Annotated in this window: 16 protein-coding genes and 6 tRNA genes; 3 read left to right on the forward strand and 19 right to left on the reverse strand. The window is 47.7% G+C overall.

The genetic code is table 11. From position 1 onward, the window contains the following. Positions 1–31: 31 nt before the first annotated feature. From FYJ39_RS05885 to FYJ39_RS05910, 6 genes are all read right to left on the reverse strand, one after another. The gene (locus FYJ39_RS05885; protein ID WP_154471608.1) at positions 32–622 is read right to left on the reverse strand and encodes an NUDIX hydrolase; all 591 of its coding nucleotides are present in this window, start codon (positions 620–622) and stop codon (positions 32–34) included. A 33-nt stretch (positions 623–655) separates the two neighbouring features. Next, positions 656–1453: a pyrroline-5-carboxylate reductase gene (gene proC, locus FYJ39_RS05890; protein ID WP_154471609.1), complete on the reverse strand. Its 798-nt coding sequence runs from the start codon at positions 1451–1453 to the stop codon at positions 656–658. 123 nt (positions 1454–1576) lie between these two features. Next, positions 1577–2854, reverse strand: coding sequence for a diaminopimelate decarboxylase (locus FYJ39_RS05895; protein WP_328597524.1), 1278 nt, complete (start codon positions 2852–2854; stop codon positions 1577–1579). A gap of 115 nt (positions 2855–2969) precedes the next feature. After that, positions 2970–4406, reverse strand: coding sequence for a pyruvate kinase (gene pyk, locus FYJ39_RS05900; RefSeq protein ID WP_154471610.1), 1437 nt, complete (start codon positions 4404–4406; stop codon positions 2970–2972). Positions 4407–4465: 59 nt separating this feature from the next. Beyond that, a complete protein-coding gene (locus FYJ39_RS05905) occupies positions 4466–5320 on the reverse strand; it encodes a hypothetical protein (RefSeq protein WP_154471611.1) in 855 nt (284 codons plus the stop codon). Between the two features lie 42 nt (positions 5321–5362). Next, the gene (locus tag FYJ39_RS05910) at positions 5363–6304 is read right to left on the reverse strand and encodes a magnesium transporter CorA family protein (protein ID WP_154471612.1); all 942 of its coding nucleotides are present in this window, start codon (positions 6302–6304) and stop codon (positions 5363–5365) included. 289 nt (positions 6305–6593) lie between these two features. On the opposite strand from FYJ39_RS05910, the gene FYJ39_RS05915 reads away from it, so the two are divergent. Continuing rightward, positions 6594–10877, forward strand: a complete 4284-nt coding sequence (locus FYJ39_RS05915; RefSeq protein ID WP_154471613.1) for a 2-hydroxyacyl-CoA dehydratase — start codon at positions 6594–6596, stop codon at positions 10875–10877. A 162-nt stretch (positions 10878–11039) separates the two neighbouring features. On the opposite strand, the gene glyA is transcribed toward FYJ39_RS05915, so the two are convergent. Further along, the gene (glyA, locus tag FYJ39_RS05920) at positions 11040–12287 is read right to left on the reverse strand and encodes a serine hydroxymethyltransferase (protein ID WP_154471692.1); all 1248 of its coding nucleotides are present in this window, start codon (positions 12285–12287) and stop codon (positions 11040–11042) included. Positions 12288–12565: 278 nt separating this feature from the next. Here glyA and FYJ39_RS05925 point away from each other — a divergent pair, with 278 nt between their 5' ends. Further along, the gene (locus FYJ39_RS05925; protein WP_154471614.1) at positions 12566–12883 is read left to right on the forward strand and encodes a hypothetical protein; all 318 of its coding nucleotides are present in this window, start codon (positions 12566–12568) and stop codon (positions 12881–12883) included. Positions 12884–13169: 286 nt separating this feature from the next. Here FYJ39_RS05925 and recJ read toward each other — a convergent pair whose 3' ends face one another. Both recJ and brnQ read right to left on the reverse strand, forming a co-directional pair. Continuing rightward, complete coding sequence (gene recJ, locus FYJ39_RS05930) at positions 13170–14900, reverse strand: single-stranded-DNA-specific exonuclease RecJ (protein ID WP_154471693.1); 1731 nt, start codon at positions 14898–14900, stop codon at positions 13170–13172. Positions 14901–14915: 15 nt separating this feature from the next. Further along, on the reverse strand, positions 14916–16283 hold the full coding sequence (gene brnQ, locus FYJ39_RS05935; RefSeq protein WP_154471615.1) for a branched-chain amino acid transport system II carrier protein: 1368 nt from the start codon (positions 16281–16283) through the stop codon (positions 14916–14918). 239 nt (positions 16284–16522) lie between these two features. Between brnQ and FYJ39_RS05940 the strand changes: the two genes are divergently transcribed. Beyond that, a tRNA-Arg gene (locus FYJ39_RS05940) sits at positions 16523–16596 on the forward strand. A 206-nt stretch (positions 16597–16802) separates the two neighbouring features. On the opposite strand, the gene FYJ39_RS05945 is transcribed toward FYJ39_RS05940, so the two are convergent. The 10 genes from FYJ39_RS05945 to rdgB form a co-directional block, all read right to left on the reverse strand. Further along, a complete protein-coding gene (locus FYJ39_RS05945; protein ID WP_154471616.1) occupies positions 16803–17123 on the reverse strand; it encodes a hypothetical protein in 321 nt (106 codons plus the stop codon). A gap of 69 nt (positions 17124–17192) precedes the next feature. Further along, positions 17193–18479 (reverse strand): dicarboxylate/amino acid:cation symporter, encoded by a 1287-nt coding sequence (locus tag FYJ39_RS05950; protein WP_154471617.1) that lies wholly within the window; start codon positions 18477–18479, stop codon positions 17193–17195. 18 nt (positions 18480–18497) lie between these two features. Further along, positions 18498–19361 carry a dTDP-4-dehydrorhamnose reductase gene (gene rfbD, locus FYJ39_RS05955; RefSeq protein WP_154471618.1) on the reverse strand — a complete coding sequence of 288 codons (864 nt, stop codon included), beginning with the start codon at positions 19359–19361 and terminating at the stop codon, positions 18498–18500. A 322-nt stretch (positions 19362–19683) separates the two neighbouring features. After that, positions 19684–19755: transfer RNA gene (locus FYJ39_RS05960), tRNA-Gln, on the reverse strand. A 42-nt stretch (positions 19756–19797) separates the two neighbouring features. After that, positions 19798–19871 (reverse strand) — tRNA-His (locus tag FYJ39_RS05965). 39 nt (positions 19872–19910) lie between these two features. Further along, positions 19911–19984: transfer RNA gene (locus FYJ39_RS05970), tRNA-Arg, on the reverse strand. 22 nt (positions 19985–20006) lie between these two features. Then, a tRNA-Gly gene (locus FYJ39_RS05975) sits at positions 20007–20077 on the reverse strand. Between the two features lie 14 nt (positions 20078–20091). Beyond that, a tRNA-Pro gene (locus tag FYJ39_RS05980) sits at positions 20092–20166 on the reverse strand. Positions 20167–20270: 104 nt separating this feature from the next. Beyond that, the gene (locus FYJ39_RS05985; protein WP_154471619.1) at positions 20271–20771 is read right to left on the reverse strand and encodes a YfcE family phosphodiesterase; all 501 of its coding nucleotides are present in this window, start codon (positions 20769–20771) and stop codon (positions 20271–20273) included. After that, positions 20749–21390 (reverse strand): RdgB/HAM1 family non-canonical purine NTP pyrophosphatase, encoded by a 642-nt coding sequence (gene rdgB / locus FYJ39_RS05990; protein ID WP_154471620.1) that lies wholly within the window; start codon positions 21388–21390, stop codon positions 20749–20751. Before rdgB ends, FYJ39_RS05985 begins: the two co-directional genes overlap by 23 nt. Positions 21391–21396: the final 6 nt, after the last annotated feature.

The following is a 21396-nucleotide window of genomic DNA, read 5'->3' on the forward strand; positions in this document are numbered from 1 at the left end:
TTTTCACTACTCTATGCCGGGAGCAGGACTTTTATACCAGATCGTCCGCCTTATCTGACGAGCGGTACTTCCTGGCATAAGCCATAATGGCGGCAATGGTCTTGCCATCTGTGATCCTTCCTGTATAGATCATATTCTCTAAATCCTCCAGCTCACAGGGAACTACGTCGATAACCTCATCCTCGTCCAGATGCTGGCGGGAGGGCTGCAGATGATGGGCCACAAAAATGTCAATAGCCTCGTCGCAGAAAGCAACGGTTGTCGTAAGACTCATCAGATACTCCAAATGCTTTGGGGAATCTACCCGGTAGCCTGTTTCCTCCTCTAGCTCCCGGTAGGCACACTCCACCTTAGGCTCTCCAGGAGCATCCAGCTTTCCTGCCGGAATCTCCAGCGTAAAACGATCCAGAGCATTGCGGTACTGGCGCACCATCAGAATCCTCCCATCCTCTGCCACAGGAAGCACAGCGGCAGCCCCGTCATGATGGATAAAATCCCACTTTGCCTCATGACCGTTGGCCAGTACCGTATCCTCATAGATCTTCAGAATATTTCCCTGATATTTAAGCTGCCTGTCCAGGCGGACAACCGGAATACGCTCATGTTCAACTTTATTTTCCATCTCCAAAGTCCCCGCTTTCTATATTACATACCTTTATTTCATCCCTCTGGCCTTCTCCCAGCAGGCATCTGCGGCCTTTATCACCGCGTTCCTGAATCCGTGCTCCTCCAGCGCAGACACACCTGCAATGGTAGTGCCTCCGGGAGAGCATACCTCATCCTTTAGCTGGCCCGGATGCTTTCCTGTCTCCAAAATCATCTTCGCGCTGCCAAGGACTGTCTGGGCAGCCATGGTGTAGGCAGCCCTTCTTGGAAGGCCGTACTTCACACCACTGTCAGCCAAAGCTTCAATAAACATGTAAACATAGGCAGGGGAGCTTCCGCTGACGCAGCACACCGCATCCATCAGTCCTTCCTCCACTAGCTCTATACGTCCGCAGGAGGTAAAGATAGCCTCAATCCCGGCCTTCTCCTCCGCTGTATAGACAGCTGGATCATAGGACACACCTGTCATTCCCTCGCCTAACAAAGCCGGCGTATTGGGCATCACACGAACCACCCTTACATTTCCCCCCAGCCGTTCTGTAATGGTTGCAATGGATATGCCGGGAGCCAGAGAAATAATGACCTGATCCTGAGTAAGAACCTGACGGATATCCTCAAATACTGGGGTAAAGTACTGGGGCTTTACAGCTAAAATTAAAAATTTTGCCTGCTGTGCACATTCCCTGTTGGTAGCAGTGTGGGGCACTCCTGTCTTTTCCGTAACTTCCTCCCGCTTATCCTTAAGTACATCTGTGAATACCATTCGTTCAGGAGCGTATATCTTTAAAAGTCCTTCCAGAATCGCGCCTCCCATATTTCCCATTCCGATAAAGCCTATTTTATCCATATTCCTATCCTCCTCATTGCCGGCTCCGCGTCCTTTCTTTGGTTACATACACAGGATACATAGAACCAGCTAACCCAGCGGGCCTCTGCCCCTTGGAGCACATTTTATGACAGCGTCCTATTTTTAGCCTCTTTCATCAAAAGCCTTTAGTATATCGCAAAAATCAAAGGTAGCAAAATAATCCCTGGGGGTTTCCGCCCGGCGGATCAGCTCCACCGAACCATCCTCCTTCAGTAAAAGCTCGGCTGACTTTAGCTTTCCATTATAATTATATCCCATCGCATATCCATGGGCTCCTGTATCATGGATAAAAAGAAGGTCGCCTTTCTCCACCTCAGGCAGCATTCTGTCAATGGCAAACTTGTCATTGTTCTCACACAGGGAACCTGTCACATCATACATATGATCACAGGGCGCATCCTCCTTTCCCATAACAGTAATGTGATGATATGCCCCATACATGGCGGGACGCATAAGATTGACAGCGCAGGCGTCCACTCCCACATACTCCTTGTAGGTATGCTTCTCATGTATGGCCTTGGTAATAAGAGCGCCGTAAGGCCCCATCATAAAGCGGCCAAGCTCCGTATAGATAGCCACGTCATCCATACCAGCCGGAACCAGCACCTCCTCATAGGCTCTGCGGACTCCCTCCCCAATGGCCGTAATATCATTAGGCTCCTGATCGGGGCAGTAAGGTATGCCAATCCCTCCTGACAAATTAACAAAGGTAATGTGAACTCCTGTCTCCTCCTTCAGCTTCACAGCCAGCTCAAACAGAAGCTTAGCCAGCATAGGATAATACTCGTTGGTCACTGTATTGCTGGCCAGAAAGGAATGAATTCCAAAGCTCTTAGCTCCCTTTGCCTTTAACAGCTGAAATGCCTCAAACATCTGCTCCGTCGTAAGTCCATACTTAGATTCGCCCGGATTATCCATGATGTCATTGCTTATCTTAAAAAGTCCCCCCGGATTAAACCGGCAGCTGATCGTCTCAGGGATATAGCCAAGGGTCTGCTCCAGGCACTCAATATGGGTGATGTCATCCAGATTGATGATAGCCCCAAGCTTTTCGGCATAGGCAAATTCCTCCAGAGGTGTGTCATTGGAGGAAAACATAATATCATGGCCCTTAAATCCACAAGCCTTAGACATCATTAGCTCCGTCATTGAGGAACAGTCTGTTCCACAGCCCATCTCCTTAAAAATCTTAAGCAGAAAGGGATTTGGCGTAGCCTTAACCGCGAAATACTCCTTAAATCCTTTATTCCAGGCAAACGCCTGCTTCAGCCTGACGGCATTTTCCCGAATCCCCTTTTCATCATAAAGATGGAAGGGTGTTGGATATGTCCTTTCAATCTCTCTTAGTTTCTCCAATGTTACAAATGGTTTCTTGTCCACTGCGCTCTCTCCTTTTCCTTCTTACGTGTTAAGATATAAAAGCCTGTCGGGGAGTCCATCTATCCTTGCGGATTATTGTACTCCCTGGCAGACTTCTTTGTCCAGTATTTTTTCTTTATTCGATATTGATAACCCGCATGATATTTGTCTGTGTGGCCGCCTCATGGCGCCTTGCATAGGTTACTACTCCAGCCGTTATGACAGCTAGCTCTCCAGCCGCTACAAAGCCTCTCTTCTTTAACTCCTCCACCGAGTTTTCAATCAGCTCGTCCGTAGACTCGGCTCTTCTTGACCATACAGGCACAACGCCCCATTGCAGCTGCATCTGGCGTACCGTAGCCATGCTTGGAGACATGCCGATAATTCTCGCCCCCGGTCTCCACTTAGAGAGCATCTGGGTGGTAAAGCCGGTAATAGACGGAGCGATCACCACATCCGCCTCCAGGTTATAGCAGGTAGATACAGAAGCAAAGCAAACAGCGTTGGAAATATTCTTCATATTCTCTTCACTTACCTTCCTCAACCGGTAAGCCGCATAGTCCAGATGGGACTCTGTTTCCTTGGCAATGGAGGCCATCATCTTAAGAGCCTCAACCGGATACTTGCCCATGGCTGTCTCACCGGAAAGCATAACCGCGTCTGTACCGTCATAGATGGCATTGGCTACATCCGTAACCTCAGCTCTGGTTGGCCTTGGATTTCGGATCATAGAGTCCAGCATCTGTGTAGCAGTAATCACTGTTTTGCAGCTTTCATTACATTTACGGATAATCTTTTTCTGAATATGAGGAACCTTCTCGGCCGGAATCTCCACACCCATATCGCCTCTGGCAACCATGATTCCGTCCGCTACCTCGATAATCTCATCCAGGTTTTCGATACCCTCTGCATTCTCAATTTTGGCAATGACCTTCATGCTGGAGCCCTGCTTCTCAAGCATTGTCTTAATTTCCCGTATGCAGTCTGCTGTCCGCACAAAGGAAGCAGCAATAAAGTCAAAGCCATGCTTTACACCAAAGCGGATATCCTCCTTGTCCTTATCAGTGAGCGCCGGAAGCTTAATTTTAACATTGGGCACGTTAACGCCTTTTTTCTCTCCCAGCTCGCCTCCATTGACAACCGCACAGACAATCTCCGTTCCCTTCACTTCCACAACATCCAGTTCAATCAGTCCGTCATCAATCAGTATCTTATTGCCCGGCGCCACATCCTCATTCAGGCCATCGTAATTAATATGTCCAATGGTATCGTCTCCAATCAGATCTCTGGTGGTCAGGGTATAGGTCTGCCCCTCTTTTAGGATCACCTTCTTCCCATCCTTCAGCTGTCCAGTGCGAATCTCCGGTCCCTTGGTATCCAGCAGGGCCGCAACCGGTATACCCAGCTCCTTTCTCACTTCCTTCAAAAGCTCCAGCCGTCCCAGATGCTCTTCATAGTCTCCGTGAGAAAAGTTAAAGCGGGCTACATCCATACCGTTTTTAGCCAGCTCCATAAGAAGCGTCTTATCGTTGGTATTGGGCCCCATGGTACAAATAATCTTGGTTTTTTTCATTTTGTTCCTCCATAAACAAATGACTGTGATGTATAAAGCTATAGGAAATGCCGGTAAGTCTACCTCTTTTCAGAGTCCGGCCCTTTCACATGCGTATGGGTGTACAAATGATCCATGCAGTATTCATAGCTGCCTTCACATTTTGAACAGAACCGAAATTCCATGCCCGGACTATCCTGGCCGGTACGCCCGCAGACTGCGCATCTGTGAATCGTCTTCGCGGCAGCCATTGGCTTAATTTTTCTCTGAAACTCCTTTTGACGCTTTTTCTGCTTGTAATTCGTGTCGCCTGCCAGCGTCATCCAGGCAAAAAAGAGCATCATGTGCACCAGACATACCAGGATCTCCGCTCTGGTATTAAGGCCGCCATTCACATAACCGTAGATATAGAGAACCGCCTCTCCCACCGCCAGCCATTTCGCCTTGATAGGCAGCACCAGCATCAGAAGCACCTGAGTATCCGGGAACATTAAGGCAAATACAAAGAAAAAGGAATACACCAGATAGATAGGCGTAAGCCAAAGGAATAAGCCGAATAGCTTGTAAGCGATCAGGGAAACAGCTACATTCAGGATCACGCCCAGAACAATGTAGCAGTTAAACCGGAATTTCCCCCAAACCTGCTCTACAATCATTCCGAACATGCGGATGCAGTACAGAGCCAGCGCATTAAGAAGCACAAAGCTCATAGGCGTTCCGTCGGTAAAGGCAGGGGGAAATATAAAAAATGTGAATATTCTCCATATCTGCCCCCTCATAATAGCAATGGGATTCAGTATCAGATAGTCAAGCACAAACTCCGGCACAAGCAGATACAGCACAATCCCCAGAATCTGCATTCCAATAACATAATTAATGATTCCGCTGACTGCGTAGGGACCCAGCTTTTTCTCAAGTTTTTTTAAAAAATTCATGTATACTCCTTCTATGCAATATCCTTAGCCTTGGCATAGGATTCAGAATAAATCCTTCTTATTAAAAATATACGCTACCAGCAGGGACAGGGCCAAGGCAAAACCCAGTACAATCACAAAACCATAAGGACTATCCGCAAAGGGCATTCCCCTGGAGCTGACATTCATTCCGTAAAAGCTTGCTACCATGGTAGGAATGGACATAACGATTGTAACCGTCGCTAGGAATTTCATCACAATGTTCAGATTATTGGAAATAACCGAAGCGAAGGCGTCCATAGTGCCGCTAAGGATACCGCTGTAAATATTAGCCATCTCAATGGCCTGCTTATTCTCTACGATTACGTCTTCCAGCAGATCGGTATCCTCTGGATATTTCTTTATTTTCTCTGTTCTCAAAAGCTTCTCTAAAACTACCTCATTGGAGCGAAGGGAGGTGGTGAAATAAACCAGGGATTTCTCCAGCTCCAAAAGCTCAATCAGTTCCTCATTTTTCTGAGACTGGTGGAGCTTGCGCTCTATCACCTCGCTCTTCTTATCAATAATCCGCAGATACTGCAGATATTGTGTGGCATTTTTATAAAGAATCTGCAGAATAAACCGTGTCTTCATAAAGGTGTGAAAATCTCTCACACGTCCGTCCATAAAGGAGGTGAGAACCGGTGTTTCCTCCAGGCAGACCGTAATCAGCACCTCATTGGTCATGATAATAGCCATAGGGATAGTCACAAACCAGTCCTTGCCGCTTCGCTCCTCGATGGAAGGGATGTCCACCAGAACCAGCGTATACTCATCCTCCACCTCAATACGGGAACGCTCCTCCTCATCCAAAGGAGCCTTGAGGTGGCCGGCTTCTATATTATAGGCATCTGCAATCTCCATAATTTCCGAAGCTGTAGGGTTTGTTAACGCAATCCAGCAGCCAGGCTGCATCTCTTCTTTTTCGTGCATCGAACCATCTTCGGTCTTAAAAATCCGTATCATGCCAACTCTCCCCCATTTTGATTTTACTTAGTCAATTATAGTGACTGGCCAGCCGTTTGTCAAATAAAATAGACCATGTCTAAAATTTTCACGTTTTTTTAACACTTCGGACTAATTGTATTCCTACCTAATTTATGCTAAACTTTGGAGGGGCTCCTGTAACGCCTCATCGAGAATGTTGCATAAATCACAGTTTTTACTATAAAACTATACTATGATGGAAAAAAAATAACTTGGCGGATCATCAGTCTGTCAGTTACAAAGGAGGTCAGGGTACAATCCCAGGTATATGAATGTACATACTACCCTAACACTTGGAATTGATATTGGTTCCACAACCGTTAAAATTGCTTTATTAAACAGCGAGCATACGATCATTTTTTCCGATTATGAGCGCCATTATGCCAATATTCAGGAAACTCTGGCAGGACTTTTAAAAAAAGCCATTGTCCAGACAGGTCCTGTATCTGTTATCCCCGTTGTCACCGGTTCCGGCGGCCTTACCTTATCCTCCCATCTGAAGGCCCCCTTTGTCCAGGAGGTGGTAGCCGTGGCTTCCTCCCTTCAGGACTACGCGCCCCAAACTGACGTAGCCATTGAACTGGGCGGCGAGGATGCCAAGATCATTTACTTCACCGGCGGTATTGATCAGAGGATGAATGGAATCTGCGCAGGCGGCACCGGCTCCTTCATAGACCAAATGGCCGCCCTGCTTCAAACTGACGCAGCCGGCCTGAACGAATACGCAAAGCATTACAATGCGATCTATCCAATCGCAGCCAGATGCGGCGTATTTGCGAAATCCGATATTCAGCCCCTCATTAATGAAGGCGCAACCAGGGAGGATCTTGCCGCTTCCATCTTCCAGGCAGTGGTAAATCAGACCATCAGCGGCTTAGCCTGCGGTAAGCCTATCCGTGGAAATGTAGCTTTTCTGGGAGGTCCTCTCCACTTTTTACCGGAGCTTCGGGCTGCATTTGTACGAACCCTCCACCTGTCGCCCCAGCAGATTATCGCGCCTGAGCATTCCCATCTGTTCGCTGCGGTAGGAGCTGCCATGAATCCTAAGGAACATCAGAGTGCGGCAGCATTAGAGGATATGATTAAAACGCTTTCTTCCGGAATCCAGATGGATTTTGAGGTGAAACGCATGGAGCCCCTCTTTCGGGACGAGGCTGATTTTGAAGCCTTCTCTGCCCGTCACTCTGTAAGCCGTGTGAAATCCGGCGTTCTTGCTTCCTATGAGGGAAACTGTTACCTGGGAATTGACGCAGGCTCCACTACCACCAAGGTAGCTGTGGTAGCTGAGGACGGAACCCTGCTATACCGGTTCTATGACAGCAACAGCGGAAGCCCCCTTGCCACAGCCATAAGAGCCATTGAGGAAATCCAGTCACAGCTCCCTGAACACGCGCATATAGCCTACTCCTGTTCCACCGGCTATGGGGAAGCCCTCTTAAAGGCCGCCCTGATGCTGGACGAGGGGGAGGTGGAAACCATCTCCCACTACTATGCGGCTTCATTCTTTGAGCCCGAGGTGGACTGTATCCTGGACATCGGCGGGCAGGATATGAAATGCATTAAAATAAAGGAAGGCACGGTAGACAGCGTTCAGTTAAATGAAGCCTGTTCCTCAGGCTGCGGCTCCTTCATTGAAACCTTTGCCAAAAGCCTGAACTACAGTGTGGAGGATTTTGCCAGGGAAGCCCTTTTTGCCAAAAATCCAACGGATCTTGGCACCCGCTGTACCGTATTTATGAATTCCAATGTAAAGCAGGCTCAAAAGGAAGGGGCTACGGTAGCCGACATTTCCGCAGGTCTGGCTTACTCTGTCATTAAAAATGCTTTATTTAAGGTAATTAAACTTACAAATCCCTCGGATCTTGGCAGCCATGTAGTGGTTCAGGGAGGAACCTTCTACAACAACGCCGTCCTCAGAAGCTTTGAGAAAATATCTGGCTGCCAGGCTGTCCGGCCCGATATAGCCGGCATCATGGGAGCCTTCGGCGCGGCTCTGATTGCCAGAGAGCGGTATCATATGAACGGTGAGGCCAAAACCTCCATGCTGCCTCTGGAAAAAATAATCGCCCTGAAATACAGCACCTCTATGACCCGGTGCAAGGGCTGCAACAATCACTGTGTTCTGACCATTAACCAATTTGGAAGCGGGCGCCGTTTCGTGTCCGGCAACCGGTGCGAACGGGGACTGGGACTGGAAAAGGCAAAAAAAGAGATTCCAAACCTCTTTGACTACAAGTTTCACCGGATGTTCGACTACACGCCTCTGCCTCTGGATCAGGCGGATCGGGGTACTGTGGGAATACCCAGAGTTTTAAATATGTATGAGAACTTCCCTTTTTGGGCGGTATTCTTTCAACAGCTGCGCTACCATGTGGTTCTGTCTCCACAGTCCTCCAGGCAGATTTATGAGCTGGGTATTGAATCCATCCCCAGTGAATCGGAATGTTATCCTGCCAAGCTGGTACACGGCCACGTAGCGTGGCTGATTAAGCAGGGTGTGAAGCTTATCTTCTATCCCTGTATTCCTTACGAGCGCAACGAAAGTCCAGACGCAGGCAACCACTACAACTGTCCGATGGTTACCTCCTATGCAGAGAACATCAAGAATAATGTAGAGGCCCTGGAGGAAGAGCAAGTAACCTTCATGAATCCATTTATGGCCTTTACCAATGAGCGGATTCTTACCGATACATTGATCAAACTATTTACAAAGGAGGCCAAAATTCCCGCGTCTGAGATCCGGAGGGCGGCCCATATGGCATGGCAGGAGCTCTTAGCTTCCCGGGAAGATATGAAGAAAAAGGGCGAGGAGGCTCTGGACTGGATGAAGGAGCATAACAAACGGGGGATTGTGCTGGCAGGCCGTCCATATCATGTGGACGCCGAAATTCACCACGGGATTCCTGATTTGATTACCTCCTATGGCTTTGCTGTACTCACCGAGGATTCCGTTTCCCATTTAGCCCAGGTAGAACGGCCCCTGGTTGTAACTGACCAATGGATGTACCATTCCAGACTCTATAAGGCGGCTTCCTTTGTAAAAACCCAGGATAATCTGGATTTGATTCAGCTTAATTCCTTTGGCTGCGGACTGGACGCTGTAACCACCGACCAGGTATCAGATATCCTGACCCGATCCGGCAAAATTTATACGGTTCTTAAGATTGATGAGGTAAATAATCTGGGAGCGGCCCGTATTCGTATCCGTTCTCTGATTGCTGCCCTCCGTGTAAGAGATCAGAAGCATTACCATCGCCACATTGTGTCTAGCGCTTATAACCGGGCTGTTTTCACAAAGGAAATGAAAAAGGATTACACCCTTCTCTGTCCGCAGATGTCACCTATCCACTTTGATCTTCTGGAGCCTGCGATCCGCTCCTTTGGGTATAAAATTGAGGTGCTTCAAAATCATAACCGCAGCGCAGTCGATGTAGGGCTCCAATATGTAAACAATGACGCCTGCTATCCTTCTCTGATCGTTATCGGTCAGATTATGGAGGCTCTGCTTTCCGGCAAGTATGATTTGAACCGTACGGCGGTTCTTATGTCACAGACAGGAGGGGGCTGCCGGGCCTCCAACTATGTAGGCTTTATCCGCAGGGCTCTGGAGAAGGCTGGGCTGCCTCAGGTTCCAGTAGTCTCTGTAAATGTAAACGGAATGGAAACCAATCCAGGCTTCAGCTTTTCCATTCCTATGATAACCAAGGCAATGCAGGCCATCGTGTACGGAGATGTGTTTATGCGTGTGCTCTATGCTACACGTCCCTATGAAGCAGAGCCAGGCAGCGCCAATGCCCTTCATGAAAAATGGAAGGCAAGATGTATCGCCTCCCTGTCTAAAAAGAATGCGGCTATGATGGAATTTAACCGCAATCTGCGAGGGATTATCCGGGACTTCGACCGTCTTCCCAGGCTGGAGCTTCAGAAGCCAAAGGTAGGAATCGTAGGTGAAATTCTGGTTAAATTTTCTCCCCTTGCCAACAACCATGTGGTAGAGCTATTGGAGGCTGAGGGAGCTGAGGCAGTGATGCCTGACTTAATGGATTTCCTTCTTTACAGCTTTTACAATACCAACTTTAAGGCGGACCATCTGGGGACGAAGAAATCCACTGCAAGATTATGTAACGCAGGCATTGCCCTGTTGGAATACTTCCGTAAGGAAGCCAGAAAGGAGCTGATTGCAAGTGAGCATTTTACGCCGCCTTCTTCTATCAGCGAGTTAGCTGACATGGCTAAGGATTTTGTCTCTCTTGGCAATCAGACCGGAGAAGGGTGGTTTCTGACAGGCGAAATGATGGAGCTTATACATAGCGGAGTGAATAATATTATATGCGCACAGCCCTTTGGATGTCTGCCTAACCATATTGTGGGTAAAGGAGTAATAAAGGAGCTGCGGCGGAATTATCCTCAGTCTAATATTATTGCAGTAGATTATGATCCGGGAGCCAGCGAGGTAAACCAACTGAACCGGATTAAGTTGATGCTTTCCACAGCCCAGAAGAATTTAAAAAAAGATATGACGGAAAAGGAGCAGGATACAAAAACTGCCTGAGTTCCTTTTAAAAGCCCTTGCTAACAGCTATAGCAGGGCTTCCATAAAGCCTGATAGCAGTTTTGACAACCATTCGTCTATTTGAACAAAAACGCATAAAAGCTGCGCCTGAATCTTCTCAGGCGCAGCTTTTTATCCTTGTTGACCTGTTTCTGAAAATACCTACTTGTAAATAGGATACCTTTCGCACAGTTTGGTAACTTCGCTTCTGATATAATCCGCCCTGCCGCTAAAATTAGTAGCCGCCAGCCAGATACACTCCGCAATCTTTAACATATCCTCTCCCTTTAAGCCTCTGGTGGTGACAGCCGGAGTTCCGACGCGAACTCCAGAGGTCACAAAAGGACTCCTTGGATCATTAGGAACGGTATTTTTATTCAATGTAATATACACCTCGTCACAGCGGTTCTGCAGCTCCTTGCCAGATACCTCCAGCCCCCTGAGATCTACTAGCATCAGATGATTGTCCGTACCGTCTGTCAGCAGCTTAAAGCCCTGAGCCTTCAGCGCCTCTGCCAGCGCCTTTGCATTGGCTACTACCTGATGCTGGTATGTCTTAAACTCCGGCTTGAGAGCCTCTCCAAAGCATACAGCCTTAGCTGCAATCACATGCTCCAGCGGACCGCCCTGGGTTCCCGGAAAGATAGCCTTATTAAAGTTGAACTTCTCTGCTGCTTCCTTATTAGCCAAAATCAGGCCGCCTCTTGGTCCTCTTAAGGTCTTGTGTGTAGTCGTAGTCACAACATCTGCATAAGGAATTGGGCTTGGATGCTCGCCTGCCGCAACCAGGCCTGCAATGTGAGCCATATCTACCATGAGATAAGCCCCCACCTTGTCAGCAATTTCACGAAATCGTTTAAAATCAATCGTTCTTGCATAGGCGCTGGCCCCTGCTATGATCATCTTAGGCTTGGATTCCAGGGCAATCCTCTCCAGTTCTTCATAATCAATATAGCCCTGATCATTTACTCCGTATGGCACAATATGAAAGTAAAGGCCGGAAAAATTAACCGGGCTTCCATGGGTCAGATGTCCTCCGTGATTTAAATTCATGCCCATGACAGTATCTCCTGGCTGAAGCATTGCTATAAATACTGCCATATTAGCCTGAGCGCCTGAATGAGGCTGAACATTGGCATAATCACAGCCAAATAACTTTTTGGCCCGCTCAATGGCTATGGTTTCTACCACATCCACACATTGGCAGCCGCCGTAGTAGCGCTTGCCTGAGTAGCCCTCCGCATACTTGTTGGTAAGTACGGTTCCCATTGCCATCATAACCGGCTCTGATACGATATTCTCAGATGCGATTAGTTCCAGATTCTGCCTCTGACGCCCAAGCTCAGCCTGAATGGCATCGCCCACCTCTTTGTCATAGTCAGTAATAAAATTCATTACCTCATTCACCATAGTCCTGCCCATTCCTTACTTTACCTCCCTCATATGACTGCTTTTTTGCTGATTATACCTTATATAATCGCAAAATGCAAGCAATCACAGCGCATCTTTGATTTTTTGATTGTTTATAGTTTGTCGATAAATTTATTATTGTTTCGTTCACAAATATATGATTTTCTTCATTATTTGTTCATATTTTATTCATATTTATGGGATATCATCATGTTTGTTCCTAAAAAGTAAGGAAAGAAAGCCACAGCAAGAGGCTTTCAAAGGAGAGGAGAACTATTATGAAGAAATCTATCGCAAAGACAATGACAGCCCTTATGACAGCAGCAATGATCGCAGGAAGCTTAACTGCCTGCGGCGGTTCCGGCAGCAAGACAGAGTCTACTACAGCTGTTGAGACCACAGTGGAGGCATCCACCGAGACTACTGCTGAGGAATCTACCGAGGCTGTTGAGACAGAGGAATCTACTACAGAAGTTGTTGAGACAGAGGAGTCTACTGAGGCTGCTGACGCCGAGGAGTCTACTGAGGCTGCTGGTTCTGAGGCATCTACTGAGGCTGCTGACGCTGAGGCATCTACTGAGGCCGCTCAGAACTAATTCAAAAGAGAATACATTCAGACGGATATTTTCGGCTCAAATGCGGAAAACCAACCGTGAAATGCCAAGTGTTAATCGGAAGGTACTTCCAGTATCACGATTATTCGGCATTACAGGGGAAAAACAGGCATCAATCAAAGGGTTGATGCCTGTTTTTCTGTAACTGCCACATTGGTTTTCTTGACAATAAAGTCTCTAACAGCTCTTCCTTTTTAAATGCTGTGTACCCCTCGTAGTAGCAGCCGTTTTTAATTTTCCACAGTCTGCTATTGTTATATTTAAACGTTTAATGAAACCTCCAGCACTTTACAATTATTTGAAGCTCCCGATTTCCATTGTATTCATTTAACGCAGGATAATAAATCACATCCATCTGCCTTGCGTCTCCCTTCTCCTTCATAAATAAATCTCCCTCTGTAAAGACTACAGCGTTCATAGGCATACCCCGATCATTAATCAAGCTCAGACGCACTACGTTCCTGCTGCGTCCCAGAACCTGAGCTCTTCGAATCCACAAACCCTTTTGTGCAAACTGAGGCTTTTCATTGCCCTGGCCGTAAGGCTCCAACAGCTCCAGCTCCTTTATAAAAGGCTCTGTTATGTATTCAAAGGGCATCGCCGCGTCAATCCAAACCCTGGGTATAAAGTCCTCCGCAGTCAGCTGCCCTGCCGCATTAGCGTTAAGACGGCTGCGGAACTGCTCCACATCCTTCTCTGCCAGAGAAAATCCGGCTGCCATAGGATGACCTCCAAATTTTAGAAGCAAATCCTTTACCTCCACCAGCGCATGAAACATATGGTAAGCCTCAATGGAACGTCCTGATCCCTTCACGCAGTCCTCTGATCTGGTAAGAACCATAGAAGGCTTATGATACCGTTCTCTAAGGCGGCCGGCCACAATTCCTGCCAAGGACTCATGGCAGCTGGGAAGGAACACAACCAACACCAGATCGTCTTTGTAACACTCCTCTACCAATGCAGAAGCCTGTTCGATCCCCTCCAGAGTCATATCCTTTCTTTTATCATTCAACTCTTTCAGTTCCCCTGCCAGCTGGTCTGCCTCCCCCTCATCCTGGCATAGCAGCAAGGACAATGCAAGCCTGGCTGTCATAAGCCGCCCGCTGGCATTGAGACACGGTCCGATTACAAAGCCAATATGATAGGCCCTGATCTCATCAGCCATAAGATGATTCTTTTCAATCAGCTTGCGAAGGCCTATATTGGAAGTTCTTCCCAGACGCTTCAGCCCTTCCTTCACAACAATCCGGTTCTCATCCTGAAGCTGCATCACATCCCCCACTGTGGCAATAGCCGCAAACTCCAGAAGCTCCAGCCATTCCTGCTCTGGAACTTTGAATATCTCATAAAGCACTTGTACTAGCTTATAGGCCACCAGCCCGCCGCATATATCGGGAAAGGGATAGCAGCTTTCCCTTCGCTTGGGATTTATAATCGCGTCGGCAGGAGGGAGAAGTTCCCAGGACGCTCCGCTCTCATCCTCCGCCACCTGTATGTCATGATGATCCGTTACAATCACAGCCATACCCAGCTCCTTGGCCCTGGCAATCTGCTGGATAGCCGCAATTCCGTTATCACAGGTGAGAATTGTGTCAACCCCTTCCTTAGCCGCAGCCTCTATGATCTGCTCATTGATACCATAACCATCTTTAATCCGTTCGGGAATCACATAATCCACACTGGCCCCAACGCGGTTCAGTCCCCTGTAAAGCAGATACGTGGAACACACTCCGTCAATATCATAATCTCCCACAATCCGTATCGCCTTTCTCTGGGTAATCTTAAGCTGCAAAAGCTCCGCAGCTAAATCCATATCCGGCAGCAGATGGGGATTATAAAGTTCCTTCACAGTTCCCTTAAGATATCGTCCAATATCCTCTTTGGCCTCAAGTCCCCGGTTCCGTATAATCCTTGCAGTCACCGGACTGATTCCAAATGTTCTGCCGATCTCTTCAAAATTTGCCTTTTTTGCATAGAGCATCCATTTCTCTTCTGTCATCATCACATCTCGCTTCTAATATTCCTGATCCTGGCCCCCTCCCGCTGAGGAGGAAACGAGCACCCCAAGAGCCATACCTACCAGAGCCGGTACAATCCAACCCAGCCCTACACTATAACCCGGCAGCCAGGCCGTCGCCCAGGTAAGCAATGGCACTGCCGTCTTACCTTGCTCCAGCCCAGAGGCTACGCTCACTATACCTGTCAACAGAATACTGCAGGGGAACATGGCCGGCCATCTTTTTGTCAAAGGAACCATGAAGGCTAGGGCAATCAGCACAATGGCCACTGGATAAATAGCTCCCAGAACAGGCACCGACACTGCCAGTATTTTGTTCAGCCCAGCGCTGGATATTACCAGACTTGCAGCCGAGAATAGAAACACCCACACCCTGTAGCCTATTCGGGGAATAATCGTAGTAAAATACTGGCTGCAGCAGCTCAAAAGTCCGATACAGGTATTTAAGCAGGCTATAAAGAATATAATGCCTAATATTATTTTTCCTGCGCTTCCAAAGAGATTTCCTGCCACAAGAGTAAGAATCCTGGCCCCATTGGCGCCATCCTCCAGAACTCTGCCGGCAGTCCCCCCAATATGGGCCAAAGCCCCGTAAATCAGAGCCAGCAAAGCGCCTGCGATCATTCCGGCCTTGATGGTATCCTTTACCACCGCACTCTCCTGCTCCACCCCCTTGGCCCGGATATTGATAGAAATAATAATACCGAAATTCAAGGCTGCAATGGTGTCCATAGTCTGGTATCCCTCTAAAAAACCCTTCACTGCCGCTCCCGATCGGTAAGCCTCAGACGGCGAGCCATAGGGTCCCATAGGCCATAGCAAGCAACCGATGAATATGACTCCTATAAGAATCAACAGAGCGGGGCACAAAACCTTCCCCAGCCTGTCCGTCAGCTTATCTGGCCGAAAGGCCACCGACATTGCAATCAGAAAAAATACAACTGAATAGCCATATTGGGCTGCTTCCCCCACTGTAATCCCTGTATTGCCGATTACAGTTTTCATGGAAACCTCCATTTCCTCAAGTACTGGCAGCACAGTCATCTCAAAGGAGGTGCTGGCTGTCCTGGGAATGGCCAGACAAGGGCCTATGGACAGGTAAATCAGCAGTGTAAACACAAAGGCAAAGGCAGGATGCACCCTGCCTGCAAGCTTAGAAAGCCCACCGGATAAAGCAACTGCAGCCACTCCCAACACCGGAAGCCCTACTGCGCTGAGCAAAAATCCTGCCATGGCCTGCCAGGTCAAAGTTCCTGACTCTGCCCCCAAAAACGGCGGGAAGATCAGATTCCCCGCTCCAAAAAACATAGAAAATAATGTAAAGCCCACAAAAATAAGATTTTGTCCCGATAACCTCTGGCCCATTTCTTTAACCTCACCTGATACAAAATAAGAGATAAGAGCCGGCTTCCCAGCTTTTCTTACCTCTTTCCATATTATAGCACAAAACTTCATTTCTTTCAACCGTCAACAGCCAACAGCAGCAGCGGGCTGTCTGACCATTTCTGAAAAACTTTCTGGAAAATTTTTTTAAAATATATTGACATTTCCCGTTCTTTTATATATAATATCACTTGCGCTGTTGAATAGCCTAACAGCGGCATGCGTCAGTAGCTCAGCTGGATAGAGCATACGGCTACGGACCGTAGTGTCGGGAGTTCGAATCTTCTCTGGCGCATGACTTTTCCCTGCAAGCATATCAGCGGGCTGCTGTTTCTAATAGCCTTGCAAGCAGGGAATAAACAGAAGCAGAGAGCAAATTCCTTTTAGGGTCATTTGCTCTCTGCTTTTTATTTTCTATTTATGTCCTGCCACGAAGGAAAAAGCCTCTCTGACTTTGTTCGCCTCAGATTGGCGGCTGTTCCTTCATAGTCTAAAACGCTGCTATCCTGTTTCCTCCTGCTTCTTTATCAACTCTCTTACTGCCTCCAGTATTTCCGGCGTTATTTTTATCATTTTCTGCTTCTTCTCCGCCGTCCTGGCAGCCTCTTCAAAGGCTGCTCCACCCTTAGATGTCATGGCATCCCGCACCAGAATATAATAGAACATGGAAGCCTTAATATCTACATTGGGAAGCCGCGTCCTTAACGCCTGCTCTACCTCTTCCCTCTGAGCCGGCCCTTTGGGAAAAATACGCAGAAAGAATTCTCGCTTTTGCTCCTCCCGTTCCTCTTTGGTCTTAAACTCAAATCCGAATACATTCATACTCCACCCACTTTCTTATTCTGCCATTATAAGCTCATTCTCTTTTGTCCATGTTACCTGTCTCTCATTCTAATTTTCCGCATTCAGGCCAGCTGCTGGATCATTAAACGTCTCTCTCTTTACAGCCTTATCCTGGTAGGCCACAATGGTGGTGCACACTGCGTCGCCAGTAATATTTACAGCGGTTCTGCTCATATCCAGAATACGGTCTATTCCCATAATCAAAGCAATGGCCTCTACTGGAAGTCCTACAGACGCAAATACCATGGATAAGGTAATCAGTCCCACCCCCGGAACACCAGCCGTTCCGACGGACGCCAGAGTTGCTGTAAGAATCACTGTCATATAATCTGACAGGGTCAGGTGGATTCCGAAGGCCTGGGCAGCGAATACCACTGCCACTCCCTGCATAATAGCAGTTCCGTCCATATTAATAGTAGCTCCCAGAGGGATGGTGAAGGATGAGATCCGCTTCGACACTCCCATCTTTTTATCCAATGTATCAATAGACATAGGAATAGTCGCATTGGAGGTAGCTGTGGAAAAAGCAAACCCCATAACAGGCAGAAACTTCTTCAAAAATTTAACAGGACTCAAGCCGGTAAACCCCTTAAGCATGATCATATAAATGAAACAGCACTGAATTGCCAGAGCGATGATAACTCCTGCCATATACTTAAAAAGAGGCAGAAAAGCGTTAAATCCAATGCCGGAAAATGTTTTTGCAATCAGGCAGAAGACGCCATAAGGGGCCAGCTTCATAACCATTACCGTCATCTGCATCATCACATCATTAAACTGGCTGAAAAAGCTGCCTACAGTTTCCGCGCTCTCACTAAGCCCTGCCAGTATTACCCCTACAATCAGAGCAAACAAAATAACCTGGAGCATTTCTCCATCTGCTAAAGCCTTTATGGGATTTGTGGGGATTATATTTAAAAGTGTATCTGCCAGACTGGTTTTTTCTGCAATCGTCACTTCAGCCGCCTGGATGGAGGTCATGTTCAGCCCCACTCCAGGATTAATCACATTAGCCGTAAGAATGGCTACCGTAATAGCCAGAGCAGTAGTTACCAAATATAGTCCCAAGGTCTTTACACCAATTTTACCCAGCTTTTTGGTATCCCCCATAGCCATGCTTCCGCAAACCAGGGAGCTGAATACCAATGGAACCACCAGCATCTGCATCAGCCTCAGAAATCCGTTTCCCACCACATAAAACACTCCGTTTATAAACACATCATCACGGATTTTACCAGCAGGAACCACATAGTGAAACAAAATTCCTGTAGCCGCTCCTAGAAAAAGGCCAATAAATATAGCTGTTGTAAGTCCGATTTTTTTTCTTTCTCTCATATCTGTCAATCCTTCCTGTCACATTCTCCCCTGTTTTTTAGCAGCCCTCTGCTCCATATACTCCTTTAGCATTACCTTCCAGTCCGGCAGCAAATCCACCGAAGACATTCTAAGCATCATATTATCCAATACCGAATAGGAGGGCCGCATGGCAGTATAAGCATCCCGAATCGCCTCCACCGGTTCTACCTTAGCGCTGTAGCCAGAAAGCCGCACCACTTCTTTTGCAAACTCATATCTGGTACAGAAGCCCTGACCAGTCACATGATAAAGGCCGTCCTCCCCATATTCCATCAGCTCCTTTACCTTCTCTGCCAGCCCTGCCGCTCCAGTCGGAGAGGCTATCTGATCCACGGCCGCCTTCACTGTCTTCCCCTCTGAGGCCAGCTTCAAAATGCTTTCCAGATAAAGACTTTTATCACCAAATATCCAGGAGCTTCTTATTATAATATGCCGGTTGCAAAACTCCCGGATGAAATTCTCCCCAGCCAGCTTGGATTTTCCATAGACGGTTTCAGGGGAAGGAGAGTCAAACTCGGTATATGGAACCTGCCCTCCGCCTCCAAATACGTCGTCTGTGGACAGCTGCACCAGCCTGGCCTTCACTACTCTGGCAGCCACGCTCAGGTTTCTGGGGCCTAAGGCATTGACCAGAAAAGCCCTCTCCGGCTCTGCCTCGCACATTCTCACATCTGTCAGTCCGGCGCAGTTTACAATCACATGAGGGCGGTTGATGCCGGCATATTCCATCACCTCTTTTGAGTTGGTTATATCCACTGAATCTATGTCTGTTAAAAGAAGCTCCACCGGCTTCTTGTCCAGCAGTCTGGCCATCTGTCTGCCTACTCTTCCACCCGCTCCGCATATCCAAATTTTCTGCATTTCACATCCTCCTTTTATCGAATTTTCCAGAACACAGTATACCAAATTCCTTACTCACGTCTATTTTAATATCTCTGACTATCATTTGTCAAACCTATAGGGGGTTTTTTACATTCCTTTACAAAAATGGGAAAAAATAGAAGCGAAACCCAAAAAGAGGAGGATGGAGCAGTGACACATACAAAAGAAATCTTTAACGTACATACGATCAAGAAGGGGAGCTAAAAGCTCCCCTCAAATGTCTTGAAGCCTCTGTTAAACTACCGCAATATAGAGGTTCCTGGACAATCTGGCGGAAACATGAAATGCTCCTGCCAATGAGCTGGGCCGGCGGGATTCGAACCCTCGAATGCAGGAGTCAAAGTCCTGTGCCTTACCGCTTGGCGACGGCCCAATGTATTATTTTCTGATAAAAAAAAATCCCATTAACGGGAAGGGTGAGTAGAGGGATTCGAACCCTCGGCCTCCAGAGCCACAATCTGGCGCGATAACCAACTTCGCCATACCCACCATAGCAAAGAATCACATGTATTTGAGCAGTTGCCCAAATGAGCCTGAAGGGATTCGAACCCCCGACCCACGGCTTAGAAGGCCGTTGCTCTATCCAGCTGAGCTACAGACTCATACAGCAGACTTCGCTGTTAAAGCAGGTGATGGGAATCGAACCCACGTATCTAGCTTGGAAGGCTAGTGTTCTACCATTGAACTACACCTGCATATATAGCTGTAATCGGGGTGACAGGATTCGAACCTGCGGCCTCCTGGTCCCAAACCAGGCACTCTAGCCAAGCTGAGCCACACCCCGGTTCCAGACATAATATACATGTCATCCTCTCCCGTCCCACAACGCAAAAGTTATTATATACTATGCCCTTCATATTGTCAACAAAAATTTTATCTTTTTTATTCTTACAGAAAATTCAATGTAAAATGGGCCACTCCACTGTCATCAAGCTCCATCAGCATATAGGACGGTTTATGCCCGTCCTGACGGGGATATGACAGGCTTCCTGGATTCAGCACAATCAAATCCTTGTCTCCCGCCTTTTTGTCTATCTCGTAGTAGGGTCTGTGGGTATGACCATACATAGCTATATCAAAGCCTCTGGCTCTTGCCTCCCGCTTAAGGGTCTCCGCTCCTACCGATACGTTATAATAGTGTCCATGGGTCAGCAGCGCACGGTACCCTCCTATCATAATGTCCTTTTCCCGATCCAGGCAGGAGAAGAAATCGTTGTTCCCCAAGATCATTTCCACATCACAGCCTTCATTAACCCAGGCTCCAATCTCAGACTCGCTGCCCTCTGCGTCTCCCAAATGAATCAGCATATCCAAAGGCTTTGTCCTTGCGATTACTTCTTTTAGATTTTCATCCCTTCTGTGGGTATCACTGACAATTAATATTTTCATCCTCTGTCCTCTCTGCCTTTCCCTTCAGTACCTCCCAAAGAACCCTTTTCATGGCCTTTAAGGCTTTCCCTCTGTGGCTGATTTTATTTTTCTCCTCTATTGTAAGCTCCGCTGCAGTCACGCCAAACTCAGGAAGGTACAGAATCGGATCATAGCCAAAGCCCCCTGCGCCTGCCGGCTCATAGGCAATCAGCCCCTCCATGGTTTTCTCCATGTGAAGCGCCCGGCCATCCGGCAATATAGCGGCAATATTACAGACAAACCGTGCGCTCCGCTCCTTCCCCTCCGCCCCTTTCAGGCGCTCAATGAGATTTCGGTTCTTTAATTCATAGGGTGTATTTTCTCCCATGTATCTGGCGGAATAAATACCCGGTTCTCCTCCGATATAATCTACAACCAGCCCGGAATCATCTGCCAGCACAATATCTCCTGTACATTGCCATACAGCTCTGGCCTTAATCTCCGCATTTTCCCCGAAGGTTCTGCCGTCCTCCACAATCTCCACCTGGGCTCCCGCCTCCCTCATAGATAGTACAGGAAGCCCCAAATCCTCCAAGAGCAGCCGTATCTCCCTCATCTTGCCCTCATTTCCTGTAGCAAATATTATTCTATGTCCCATCTTCCA

It is taken from the genome of Clostridium porci, from assembly GCF_009696375.1.
Classification (GTDB): Bacteria; Bacillota; Clostridia; order Lachnospirales; family Lachnospiraceae; genus Enterocloster; species Enterocloster porci.